Origin of the sequence: Gracilibacillus timonensis (genome assembly GCF_900086715.1) — a bacterium.
GTDB lineage: Bacteria > Bacillota > Bacilli > Bacillales > Amphibacillaceae > Gracilibacillus > Gracilibacillus timonensis.
Genome location: NZ_FLKH01000008.1, coordinates 116,419 through 129,101 on the forward strand (window position 1 = coordinate 116,419; position 12,683 = coordinate 129,101).

Here is a 12,683-nt window from a genome sequence, read left to right on the forward strand (position 1 = left end):
TCCGTTAGATCCATTCTTACGGACAGTATTTCGCGTTCCCCGCTTTTTTTGTCCGTTAGATTTCAAAATGGGCGAGCTTTCGGAAGATCTAGTTAAAACTATCAATCATTTTCCAAGACCCGCTTGGTCAATCTTTATAAGCAGGAATAACGGTATCTGGATAGATTTCCGTTGGGTAATTGCCTGTGAAACATGCCTGGCAAATACCATGCTGCTGGCGATCACGATCTGATACGATGGAGGCTTCTAAACCCTCGGTAGATAAAAAAGCTAAGCTGTCAGCGCCAATAATCTCACGCATATCTTCGATCGAATGGTTGGCGGCAATTAACTCTCCTTTTGTCGATGTATCAATCCCATAATAACAAGGATTCTGAATTGGTGGTGAGGCGATACGCACATGTACCTCGGTAGCTCCCGCTTCTTTTAATAACCGTACAATTCGGCGGCTCGTGGTGCCACGTACGATCGAGTCATCCACCATTACCACTCGTTTACCATCGACAATCCCTCGAACAGCGGAAAGTTTCATCTTCACACCTTGCTCCCGAAGCTCTTGTGAGGGCTGAATAAAGGTCCGGCCAACGTAACGATTCTTGATCAGTCCTAGTTCATATGGGATTCCCGCTTCCTCTGAAAAACCGATCGCTGCAGAAATACTGGAATCTGGCACACCTGTAACCACATCCGCTTCAATCGGTGCCTCTTGTGCCAATTGTTTACCCATTGTCTTCCGACTAGCATGGACATTGAGTTCATTCAAATCACTATCCGGGCGGGAAAAATAAACATATTCCATCGAGCATAAGGTACGCTCCATTGGTGACGTGAACTCCTTGGCTCGCAAACCATCTTCATCAATGATAATCAATTCCCCAGGGCGAACCTCTCTTTCATACGTCGCACCAATTAAATCAAAGGCACATGTTTCGGAGGCTACCACATAGGCATCACCTAACCGCCCAATCGACAACGGTCGCAATCCACGTGGATCCTGTCCAACAAACATCTGCTTCTCGGTTAAAAGAGCAAAAGCATAGGCTCCTTTTATCATACCTAAAGCGGAGGCAATCGCGTCCTCCATCGGAATATGACCATTGCGCTTGACTAAATGGGCGATGACTTCTGTATCAGAGGTCGTTTGTAAAATACTTCCTTGTGCTTCCAGCTGGCTTTTCAATTGATGGGCATTCACCAAATTTCCGTTGTGTGCAAGTGCCATACTATTTGTTTGGGATCGGAAGACAAGCGGCTGTACATTCTCATAACCGCCTCCTCCCTGTGTAGCATAACGCACATGTCCGATCGCTGCATGTCCCGGCAAACCAGAGAACTTATCCTCTGAAAATACCTCATTCACTAAACCTGTTCCTTTATGCAAATGTAATTTCTCGCGATCTGTGGTGACAATTCCAGCCCCTTCTTGTCCACGATGCTGGAGGGCATGCAGTCCATAATAGGTCATTTCTGCTGCTTTCTCATGTCCCCAGATGGCGAAGACACCACATTCTTCATTTAAGCCTTTGATTTCAGCAAGCAAGGTAAAGCTCCTTTCCACAGCTGTTGTAATGCTGATACATCTTCTGTGATTGCTTCCGTTTTATCTATATGAATAACCAATTGATTCGTATCTGTAACCTTTCCAATCCGTTGCGCAGCATCGACTTGTCCTTCAAATGCCTCGCTGTTTTGTTCAGAGACACTCACTAGAAAGCGTGACTGAGATTCACTAAATAAAGCACTAGTCAGGTCACCGCGTAGTTCCAAATCCGCTCCTAAAACATGAGAACTAAATAAGCTCTCTGCTAAGGCGACGCCCAATCCACCTTCGGATAGATCGTGAGCAGAAACCACTAATCCTGCTTGAATTGCAGCCAATACTTGTGACTGACGTGTTTTTTCAACTTCTAAATCAATCGCTGGGGCCTTCCCAAAATAACGACCTTCTAATAAATTCTGCAATTCGCTTCCGCCAAATTCTGGGCTGGTTTCCCCGATAACGTAGATCAAATCACCCGCTTGTTGAAAATGAGAAGGTGTAATATCGGCAAGTGATTGATGTAAACCAACCATCCCTACAATCGGTGTTGGAAAAATGGCTTGTCCGTTGGATTCATTATATAAGGAAACATTTCCGCTAATCACTGGGGTGTCCAGTTCAAGGCTTGCCGCACTCATTCCATCGACACTTTTTTCCATTTGCCAGAAGTTCTCTGGCTTATCTGGATTACCGAAATTTAATCCATCGGTTAAAGCAAGCGGCTTAGCTCCTGATGCGATAATATTACGTGCCGCCTCTGCTACGGCAATCTTTCCGCCCGTCTCTGGATCTAAATAAATATAGCGAGAATTACAATCCGTCGTCATCGCAATCGCCTTGTCATAACCCTGAATCCGAACAACCGCTGCGTCCGATCCTGGTGAAAATACCGTATTGGCCTGCACCATGGAATCGTACTGATCATAGACATATTCCTTGCTTGCGATTGTCGGCTGCTGTAATAGCTGTTTTAATGTTTCCGCATGATCGGTTACTTGCGGCTGATAAGGCGCCATCGCTTGATATTCTTGAAAATAAGCCGGTACCTTGGAATCTTTATAAAAAATTGGCGCGTCTTCCGCTAAATGATCAACAGGAATATCTGCCACCACTTCGCCCTTATGTAGCAAGCGGAACTTGTTATCTGTCGTTACCTTTCCTACTGCGACGGCATCCAAATTATATTTTTTGAAAATATCGATGATTTCTTGTTCTTCCCCTTTTTTCACGCATAAGAGCATCCGCTCTTGGGACTCGGATAACATCATTTCATAAGCTGTCATCTGCTCTTCACGCTGAGGAATAAAGTCAAGGTTCATTTCCATTCCCATGCCGGCCTTACTTGCCATCTCACTTGCTGAAGAAGTTAAACCGGCGGCGCCCATATCCTGAATACCAACCAACGCATCCGATTGGATCACTTCAAGACAGGCTTCGATCAATAACTTCTCCATAAAAGGGTCCCCGACTTGAACATTGGACCGTTTACTCTCGGAATCTTCGGTCAAGTCTTCTGAAGCAAAGGTTGCCCCATGAATACCGTCACGACCCGTTTTAGACCCGACATACATGATCGTGTTACCCTCTCCGTCAGCGATTCCTTTTTGAATATCTTTGGTATCAATCAAGCCGACACACATAGCGTTAACTAACGGGTTCCCCTGATAGGAATCATCAAACTGGACTTCTCCGCCAACTGTTGGGACACCGACACAATTCCCATACCCGGCAATACCGTGGACCACTTCTTCAAACAGGTATTTGACTCTACCATTCGTTAAATTACCAAAACGCAAGGAATTCAGGGAAGCAATCGGACGAGCCCCCATCGAGAATACATCACGGATAATACCGCCTACTCCAGTTGCTGCCCCTTGATACGGCTCTACCGCAGATGGATGGTTATGACTTTCTACTTTAAACACAACACCCTGACCATCACCAATATCAACAATGCCTGCTCCTTCACCCGGACCCTGCACAACTTGAGGTCCTTCGGTTGGGAATTTCTTCAGTAATGGTTTGGAAGTTTTATAGCTACAATGCTCCGACCACATCACCGAGAAAATACCGATCTCGGTAAAGTTCGGTTGACGTCCCATAATATCCTTAATCATGTCATACTCTTTATCGGTTAAACCCATTTCTTGATAGACTTTCTCTTGTTCAATTTGCTCTGGACTGATTTCAGACGCCTGCAACATAACGTTCCCTCCAATTTACCAACATGGATTGAAATAACTTCCGGCCATCTTCACTATTCAAAATAGCCTCCACGGCACGTTCTGGGTGTGGCATCATCCCAAGAACATTGCCTTGTTCATTGATAATACCGGCAATATCAGCCACCGAGCCATTTGGATTGTTTTGATACGTAAATACAATTTGGTTATTTGCTTGAAGACGTGAAAGTGTTTCCTCGTCGCAATAATAGTTTCCTTCATTATGAGCAATCGGAATCGAGATGACTTCGCCTTCTTGATATTCTGTCGTAAACTGTGTCTGATTGTTTGTCACAATCAAATCTTCAAAATGACACATAAACTTAAGATTTTTATTACGTAATAGAGCACCTGGAAGTAATCCTGCCTCTAGCAAAATCTGAAAACCATTACAGACACCTAAAATCGGCACCCCGGTTTCTGCCTTCTCACGTAATTGTGTCACTACGCTAGAGGTAGAGGCAATCGCACCACAACGTAAATAATCACCATAAGAAAAACCACCAGGAATTAGAATAGCATCATAGCCATCCAAATTGGCATCCTTATACCAGACTAAATCAGCCTCTTCTCCTAGTACCTCTTGCGCTGCGTAATGCATATCGCGGTCACAGTTGGAACCAGGGAAAACTACGACAGCAAATTTCACTGGGCAACCTCCTCATCTACCGTATAAGAATAATTTTCAATTACGGGATTGGCAAGCAGTTTGTTACACATATCTTCTATTTCTTGCTCGATATCAGCGTTATCTTGCACGGTTAATTCCAAATATTTACCGACACGTACCTCTTGTACATTGTTATACCCTAATGTATTCAACGAATTTTGGACGGCCTTCCCTTGTGGATCTAATACGCCTTCTTTTAATGTCACATGAACTTTTACTAGTTTCATTGTTTCTCCTCCAGTCGTGATAGAATATTGTCATATACAGTCAGCAAATCGCCTGAATCTTCGCGGAAGACATCCTTATCCATTTTCTCCCCTGTCGCCATGTCCCACAGACGGCAGGTATCCGGACTGACCTCATCCGATAACACGATCTCCCCTTGTACATTACGACCAAATTCTAATTTAAAATCGACAAGCTGTAAGTTGATTTCTTGAAAGAAGGCTTGCAGCTGTTGATTCACATCTCGTGCCATCTCTTTGATTTGATTTAGCTCAGCAGCTGTCACATCGGTAAGCAATAGGGCATGTTCATCGTTAATTAACGGATCACCAAGCTCATCTTTTTTATAAAAAAGTTCTACTAATGCTGGTTGAAAGATGGTTTTCTCAGCCAAGCCTGTACGCCGAACAATGCTTCCGGCGGCGACATTACGCACCACTACTTCCAGCGGGATAATCGTTGTTTTTTCTACCAATTGTTCGGTTTCGTTTAAAGCTTTTTTAAAATGGCTGCTAATACCATGTTGGTGTAAAAAAGCAAACACCTTGGCAGAAATCAGGTTATTGTAACGTCCTTTGCCTTGAAATTCTGCTTTTTTCTCTCCATTAAAGGCCGTTGCATCATTTTTATAAGACAAAATCAGCAATTCTGGGTCATCAGCAACCGTGTATACCTTTTTCGCTTTTCCTTCATACAACAGCTTGTCCTTCATTATGGCACGCTCCTTATGCTAAACCGATTTTTCGGAAGATTTGATCGACATTTTTCAGATGATAGGTATAGTCAAAACAATCATCCAATTGTTCTTTTGACAAAGTATTCGTAATTCGTTCTTCCTGCTCGATTAATTCACGGAATGGGGTGGCTGTCTCCCAAGCTTTCATCGCATTGGGCTGTACCATATCATAAGCCTCTTCCCGGCTCATTCCCTGGTCAATCAAGGATAATAACACACGTTGTGAGAAAATCACGCCATAGGTACGATCAATATTACGTTTCATATTCTCTGGGAACACCGTCAAATTCTTCACGATATTACTAAAGCGATTCAACATATAGTTTAGGGCGATCGTGGCATCTGGTAAAATCACACGTTCAGCGGAGGAATGAGAGATATCACGTTCATGCCATAAAGACACATCCTCATAGGCTGTCACCATGTAGCCGCGAATCACACGAGCCATGCCTGTCATATTTTCCGAGCCAATTGGATTCCGTTTATGCGGCATAGCAGAGGAACCTTTCTGACCTTTAGCAAAAAACTCTTCTACCTCACGGGTCTCTGTTTTCTGTAAACCACGGATTTCTGTGGCGAATTTTTCAATCGAACTGGCAACAAGAGCAAGCGTAGATAAATATTGAGCGTGTCGATCACGCTGTAAGGTCTGAGTGGAAACTGGGGCCGCCTGCAGTCCCAATTTCTCACAAACATATTCCTCGACAAATGGATCGATATTGGCATAAGTACCGACTGCTCCTGATAGCTTGCCTGTTTCGATCACCTCAGCAGCGGCATCAAATCGTTTCAGGTTACGTTTCATTTCCTCATACCATAGAGCCATTTTTAGACCGAACGTTGTTGGTTCTGCATGGACACCATGGGTACGTCCCATCATCACCGTATGTTTATGTTCGACTGCCTTTTCCTTTAAAATATCTATAAAACGAACGATATCACGACGAATGATCGTATTGGCTTGCTTCAATATATAAGAAAGAGCCGTATCAACGACATCAGTTGACGTTAAACCATAATGCACCCATTTCTTCTCTTCCCCTAGTGTTTCAGAAACAGCACGTGTGAAGGCAACCACATCATGACGCGTTTCCTGCTCAATTTCCAAAATTCGATCGATATCAAATCCCGCATGCTCTCTTAACTTCTTAACATCTTCCGAGGGAATGATACCTAACTCACTCCATGCCTCACATGCTAGCAATTCAACCTCCAGCCAGGCATTATAACGGTTTTTATCTGTCCAAATCTTTCCCATTTCTTCTCTTGTATAACGTTCGATCATTGCTGTGTCCTCCTAGTTTTCGATTATCTTCTTATCTAGTAATTGTTGGTACAAGCTGGATACATTCTCTCCAATAAACGTAACATGCCCCATTTTTCGTAAGGCTTTCGCATCTTCCTTACCGTACATATGAATATGTGCGTCTGGATTATCCTCTAATTGGTCAAAAAATGGCTCGATATCTTTGCCAAGCAGGTTGACCATAACCGCCGCTTGATGTGCATGAATTGGGATCAGCGGTAAACCGCAGATGGCACGTATATGCTGTTCAAATTGCGATACATTACAAGCCTCAATCGTATAATGCCCGGAATTATGCGGGCGAGGCGCCAATTCATTAATAAGAATATCTGACACACATACAAACATCTCAATCGCAAACGTTCCAACGACCCCGATTGTTTCGGCAATTGCCTTGGCTGCTTGATGGGCCTTTTCGGTAATTTCTTCTGACACACGAGCTGGAACAATCGTTGCATGTAAAATATGATCACGATGGATATTTTCAGCGACTGGAAAGTAAGTAATCTCTCCGGTTGCGCTTCTCGTAAAGACAATCGATATCTCTTGATCAAAAGGTACCCATTGTTCGATGATTAAGCGCCCAGTCTGTTCCAACATCTCTTCTACACTGACCAAGTCGGCATCACTTGTCAGTTTTACTTGACCCTTTCCATCATATCCGCCTCGACAGGTCTTGGCAACGACTGGATATTCTAACCGTTGAACGGATGCTGTCAATTCCTGCTTCGTCCGCACAATCGAGTAATCTGCTACCGGCTGAAGACTGTCGACCATCGCTTGTTTTTCTAATTCACGGTCTTGTGTAATACGTAGAGACTGAGCGCCTTGCGGAAGAAGACCTGCTTTTTCAAGAATTTCCGCTGCTTCCAGGTCAACATTTTCAAACTCATAGGTGACAACATCACTTGCCTCTGCCAATTGCTGAATGGCTGTTAAATCATCATAGGCTGCTACAATTTGTCGATCCGCTACCTGCGCCGTAGGACAATCTGGTGTGGGGTCTAAGACAACTACGCGATAACCCATATGCTTCGCCGCTGTTGTCATCATTCTTCCCAATTGCCCACCACCAATAATGCCAATGGTTGAGCCGAATAATTGTTTATTTATCTGCAAGGTTTTCCCTCATTTCTGCTACTTTCTCTTTTAGTTGTTGTTGGTGTTGGAATAATCGTTCTGCCGTGCTTGGGTCACTTGTTCCGATTATTTGTGCTGCGAGGATGCCTGCATTCGTTGCACCAGCCTTTCCAATCGCAACCGTTGCAACGGGAACACCGCCTGGCATTTGCACGATGGAATAGAGGGAGTCTACCCCGCTTAGCGTGCTGGTTTTTACTGGTACACCGATAACAGGTAAAGTAGTTTTGGCAGCGACCATCCCTGGTAGGTGTGCCGCCCCACCGGCCCCGGCAATAATGACTTTCAAGCCTTTATCACGGGCATTTTCGGCATAAGCAAACATATCTTCTGGAGTTCTGTGTGCGGAGATAACTTCTTTTTCATAAGAAATTCCTAAATCATCTAATGCGGCACAAGTATGCTGCATCGTTTCCCAATCTGAGATACTTCCCATAATCACGCCTGCTTGTGTCATGTTTTTCCCTCATTTCTTATGTATTGTAGTGAACCATTTTATTTCATGAGTGCTGTTGCGATCGTCTTATCACAAACAAAAAACCTATTCATACTCTCTAATCAGGAGAGAAGATGAATAGGTTTCAATCACATAACTATCCTGATGCTTGTCTTCACAATCATCAATCATCTTCCCTCATAGTCCATCATTTACGGTAACGGGTAGAAACTTTTGAGCCATATTCCCAAATTATATGAGGTGTTTATTCTTTTTTCTACATTCATATGATATCAAGAGCTGTTGAAACATGTCAATTAAAATCGAACATTTTATTCGGGTTTTATTTTGAATGTTCGTCTTTTATCTTCTTTGCCTCAAAAATGATTTCTCGACCTTCTGGAACAGGCTGCCCATTCTTTTCAATAAATAACGGCTTTTCCATTCGTCTGACCGGTTGATAGCCTTCCTGTTGGATACGAGCTAGACACTCGTCCAGGCTTTCATTCTTCTCTACGTAAAACTTCTTCTTGCTTGGGCTCTTCTTGTTCTTCTTGGACACTTTTCTTTATCCTCCCTCGCTTGACTTGCTTCACCCAGAAACCGCCATGGATTTGCTTGGGCTCGTAGGCAATAATAAAAGCCTTTGGGTCAATCACCTTTATAGCTTCATATAGATGCAGTTCATATTTACGCGGAGAAAGAATCTGCATGGATAAACGGTCTCCATCCATTCCATATGCATACCAGCTTGTCACACCGAAACCTTTCTCCCGTAATTGTTTCGTAAACGTAATATCAGGATTTGACGATATCACATTCACTGTAATATACCCAAGTGCTAGCTTCTCTTCAATCATGGAACCGACGACAACACCAATACCATACCCTAATCCGTAGGCAATCAAGTTCTGAATTTCGCCTACATTATCCAAAACGATGCCTAGCCCAATCGTATATAGAATAATCTCAAAAACACCAATAGTTCCAGCAATATAACGCCTTCCCTTTAATGTTAAGATAACCCTTACTGTGGAACATGAAACATACACAATGTTAATAATCAGAATAATAACAACCATAATGATTGCATTTTCCAGCATACGTACACCCCATTTGCACATAATCTATTGCCATTCCATACCTTATAGTATAGTATAGCGAAATTATTTTACCATAGCTTTATTATATAAGTTGAATGAAATAATTTCTCATGGATCTGATATACGCTCTTGATCCATTTACGCAGTGTGAATGGGTCACTTACACGAATGGATCAAACATGGTTCAAACGAGGTATTATCAGGAAATCATGCGGGCAAAGAATGGCTTGTCACACGTTTTTGTTACATCTATAAGTTCAACTTATATAGAGAGGAGGAGAGCAATCTTGGATCCATTCAAACAGATGCATGAATGGAAGGATAACATGGATTCTTTTTTTGGCGATACGTTTTGGAATGAATTTGAACATATGGTTAAACCACCTATTCCAGCGGTAAATCTCTATCAAAGTGAAAACGAATTATTTCTTTATGCTAGCTTACCCGGCATTAAAGATCGTAATCAGATACAACTACGTATAAACAACTCCATATTAAGCTTAAGCGGCAGTCTATTTCCAATAGAAGAAAGGGGGAGCCTGATCAAACAAGAAATTCTACAAGGAGAGTTTTCACGTGATATTGACCTGCCTTTTCCTGTGCGTAAGGACCAAATATCTGCCTCTTTAAGGCAAGGACTGCTCACCGTTCATTTACATCGCCTGGTTTCCAAACAGGAAGATCAACGAGTCATTGATATTAGCGAGTTTGAGGAATAGCGGTATAAGCTTGCAATATCCAGTAAATATGTTAAGATGAGCATGCTCTTCATTATCGTAACCTTTGAAAATAGAGAGAGAAAAGAAGGTGAACATGATGAAACACTATGTATCGTACGTAATTACTCTCATTGGTGCAAGCTTATGGGGAGTGACAGGTCTGTTTGTCGATGGCCTGTACAATCACGGATTCAGTGCTTGGGAAATTGTCGCTATTCGCTTAAGCGTGGCTGCGGTGATCTTACTTGTGGTGCTGGGGATCGCGAAACCCTCCCTGCTCAAAATAGAAAAAAGACATATTCTCCATTTTGTTGGCTTAGGTGTACTGGGAATTGTCTTTTTTAATTGGTGCTATTTCACTGTCATGAAGCAGGCATCCTTATCGATTGCCGTTGTCTTACTATATACGATGCCTATCTTTGTGACCGTCTTATCACGCATCTTTTTTCGTGAGCAGATTACACCTAGAAAAATAACCTCTGTGGCGATGACCCTGGTTGGCTGTGCATTAGCCATTCAGTTACTGCCAATTGGGAACATGTCCCTTTCTGCCAGCAGTATCGGTTTAGGACTGTGCTCGGCTTTTTTCTGTGGATTGTACAGTCTTATTGGAAAAGAAGTAGGAAAGTACTATCATTATTTGACGGTCACTTTCTATGCCTTAATGATGGGGTGTGTATTTATTTTTCCAACCAGTGGACTGTGGCAAAAGATAGAAGCCTTTCAATCGCTTGATGTTTGGATTCATATTAGCGGAATAGCACTGTTGTCTACATTAGGTGCCTATATTCTGTACACTTACGGCCTTACTTATATTGAATCAAGTAAAGCGGCTATTCTGGGAGCAATGGAACCCATTGTAGCCATTATACTTGGCGTATTGGTCTTTCAAGACAATCTGACACTCTTGCAGGGTTTAGGCATCGGATTGGTTATCGGCGCAGCTTTTATTACCGTTATCCGCCCTAAGCGAAAGGTCTACAGAAAAACGTAAAACAAGCCTCGGCATTAGCTGAGGCTTGTTTTTATTTAATGTAAGAAAATAAGATACAAAATAAAGATAACAAACAATCCCCACATAATCGGATTGACTTCTTTTATTTTACCCTTCGCTACCATGGTGATGGGATAAAATACAAAACCGATCGCAATACCAGTCGCAATACTATACGTAAGCGGCATGGTAACTACGGTTAAAAATGCCGGTACAGCCACATGAAATTCGTCCCAAGGAATATCCTTTAAGGTCGACGCCATTAGCACCCCAACGATAATCAATGCTGGTGCAGTTACTGAATTGGTGACCACTGCAAGTAAAGGTGAAAAGAATAATGCTAACAGGAACAGGATGGCTGTTACTACAGAGGCGAATCCAGTACGACCGCCAGCTCCAACACCCGTGGCAGACTCTACATAAGAAGTAGTAGTCGAAGTTCCTAAAGATGCACCTACTACCGTGGCAGCTGAATCAGAAAACAGCGCCCTGCTAACACGTGGCAATTTACCGTCTTTTGTTAACAACCCTGCTTTCGAAGCTACAGCTACGAGCGTACCTGCCGTATCAAAGAAATCGACGAATAAGAACGTCAGGATTACCACCAGCATTTGCAAGGTAAATACTTCACCAAAATGTGAAAATGCAGCTCCAAATGTAGGCGCTAAACTTGGTACAGAGGAGACGATTTTCTCTGGAATATCAATTTGACCAAAGATCATACCAGCAATCGCCGTTAAAATCATACCATAGAATACGCCACCTTTAATACCTAGTACCATCAAAACAACGGTTACCACCACTCCAAAAACAGCCAGTGCTGCAACAGGATTCGTCAAATCTCCCAATGCAACCATTGTATCAGGATCGGTCACAATGATTTCGGCATTTTGGAAGCCAAGAAAGGCAATAAATAAACCAATACCAGCACCTACTGCCATTTTTAATACCGACGGAATCGCATTTATAACCTTTTCACGTATACCTGTAAGAGTTAACACAATAAAAATAAGTCCAGAAACCAATACGCCAGCTAATGCCGTTTCCCACGGAATACCGTAACCAAGCACAACGGTATAAGCGAAAAACGCATTTAAGCCCATTCCAGGTGCTAGAGCGATTGGATATCTTGCAAATACTCCCATGATCATCGTACCGATAGCCGCCGCCAAAGCAGTAGCCACAAATACGGCATTCGGATCCATTCCTGTCGCCCCATCTGCCGATAACATCGCCGGATTGACGAACAAAATATACGCCATAGCCAAGAAGGTGGTAACCCCTGCCATGGTCTCGCGGCGATAGTTCGTACCAAGCCGATCAAATTCAAAATACTTTTTCACGTTAGGTAACTCTCCTTTTTTATCAGTCGTTATTTTTTCCAATACAAATAAACACCCTTGGATACCAGCCAAGAGTGTTCCACACCATGGAGAGATTTGACAGCCTATGTCAGGATCTCGTCACATCGTAGTTAGAGCATTTGTGGTGCTCCTGTAGAAACTCTTGGGCCATATTCCCAATAATATACGACAGATTATAATCATTCATTTCATTTTAATATTACTAGTCTGCTTGAAAGAAGTCAATAT

Annotated in this window: 13 protein-coding genes and 2 riboswitches; of the genes, 2 read left to right on the forward strand and 11 right to left on the reverse strand. The window is 42.9% G+C overall.

Translation table 11 applies throughout. The features are described 5' to 3' along the window. Window positions 1-127: 127 nt before the first annotated feature. From purF to BN6556_RS01715, 10 genes are all read right to left on the reverse strand, one after another. Window positions 128-1,540, reverse strand: coding sequence for an amidophosphoribosyltransferase (gene purF, locus BN6556_RS01670; RefSeq protein ID WP_066186308.1), 1,413 nt, complete (start codon window positions 1,538-1,540; stop codon window positions 128-130). Continuing rightward, window positions 1,516-3,744: a phosphoribosylformylglycinamidine synthase subunit PurL gene (gene purL / locus BN6556_RS01675; protein WP_066186311.1), complete on the reverse strand. Its 2,229-nt coding sequence runs from the start codon at window positions 3,742-3,744 to the stop codon at window positions 1,516-1,518. The genes purF and purL overlap by 25 nt, the downstream gene beginning before the upstream one ends. Continuing rightward, entirely contained in the window at window positions 3,728-4,411 is a 684-nt protein-coding gene (gene purQ, locus BN6556_RS01680; RefSeq protein ID WP_066186313.1) for a phosphoribosylformylglycinamidine synthase subunit PurQ, read from the reverse strand. Before purQ ends, purL begins: the two co-directional genes overlap by 17 nt. After that, entirely contained in the window at window positions 4,408-4,659 is a 252-nt protein-coding gene (purS, locus tag BN6556_RS01685; protein WP_066186315.1) for a phosphoribosylformylglycinamidine synthase subunit PurS, read from the reverse strand. Before purS ends, purQ begins: the two co-directional genes overlap by 4 nt. Continuing rightward, window positions 4,656-5,369, reverse strand: coding sequence for a phosphoribosylaminoimidazolesuccinocarboxamide synthase (gene purC, locus BN6556_RS01690; protein ID WP_066186317.1), 714 nt, complete (start codon window positions 5,367-5,369; stop codon window positions 4,656-4,658). Before purC ends, purS begins: the two co-directional genes overlap by 4 nt. Window positions 5,370-5,382: 13 nt before the next feature. Beyond that, window positions 5,383-6,678 carry an adenylosuccinate lyase gene (purB, locus tag BN6556_RS01695; protein ID WP_066186320.1) on the reverse strand — a complete coding sequence of 432 codons (1,296 nt, stop codon included), beginning with the start codon at window positions 6,676-6,678 and terminating at the stop codon, window positions 5,383-5,385. Window positions 6,679-6,690: 12 nt separating this feature from the next. Beyond that, on the reverse strand, window positions 6,691-7,818 hold the full coding sequence (purK, locus tag BN6556_RS01700; RefSeq protein WP_066186323.1) for a 5-(carboxyamino)imidazole ribonucleotide synthase: 1,128 nt from the start codon (window positions 7,816-7,818) through the stop codon (window positions 6,691-6,693). Next, on the reverse strand, window positions 7,805-8,296 hold the full coding sequence (gene purE, locus BN6556_RS01705) for a 5-(carboxyamino)imidazole ribonucleotide mutase (protein WP_066186328.1): 492 nt from the start codon (window positions 8,294-8,296) through the stop codon (window positions 7,805-7,807). Before purE ends, purK begins: the two co-directional genes overlap by 14 nt. A gap of 160 nt (window positions 8,297-8,456) precedes the next feature. Then, window positions 8,457-8,555, reverse strand: a riboswitch (purine riboswitch). Between the two features lie 63 nt (window positions 8,556-8,618). Next, the gene (locus BN6556_RS01710) at window positions 8,619-8,837 is read right to left on the reverse strand and encodes an NETI motif-containing protein (protein WP_066186329.1); all 219 of its coding nucleotides are present in this window, start codon (window positions 8,835-8,837) and stop codon (window positions 8,619-8,621) included. Further along, window positions 8,779-9,378: a DUF2179 domain-containing protein gene (locus BN6556_RS01715; protein ID WP_066186331.1), complete on the reverse strand. Its 600-nt coding sequence runs from the start codon at window positions 9,376-9,378 to the stop codon at window positions 8,779-8,781. Before BN6556_RS01715 ends, BN6556_RS01710 begins: the two co-directional genes overlap by 59 nt. A 287-nt stretch (window positions 9,379-9,665) precedes the next feature. Here BN6556_RS01715 and BN6556_RS01720 point away from each other — a divergent pair, with 287 nt between their 5' ends. Then, a complete protein-coding gene (locus BN6556_RS01720; RefSeq protein ID WP_066186334.1) occupies window positions 9,666-10,097 on the forward strand; it encodes an Hsp20/alpha crystallin family protein in 432 nt (143 codons plus the stop codon). Window positions 10,098-10,191: 94 nt separating this feature from the next. Beyond that, window positions 10,192-11,091, forward strand: a complete 900-nt coding sequence (locus tag BN6556_RS01725; protein ID WP_235817430.1) for a DMT family transporter — start codon at window positions 10,192-10,194, stop codon at window positions 11,089-11,091. 35 nt (window positions 11,092-11,126) lie between these two features. Here the strand turns inward: BN6556_RS01725 and BN6556_RS01730 are convergent, their stop codons facing one another. Further along, a complete protein-coding gene (locus BN6556_RS01730; protein ID WP_066186615.1) occupies window positions 11,127-12,434 on the reverse strand; it encodes an NCS2 family permease in 1,308 nt (435 codons plus the stop codon). Between the two features lie 108 nt (window positions 12,435-12,542). Beyond that, window positions 12,543-12,644, reverse strand: a riboswitch (purine riboswitch). Window positions 12,645-12,683: the final 39 nt, after the last annotated feature.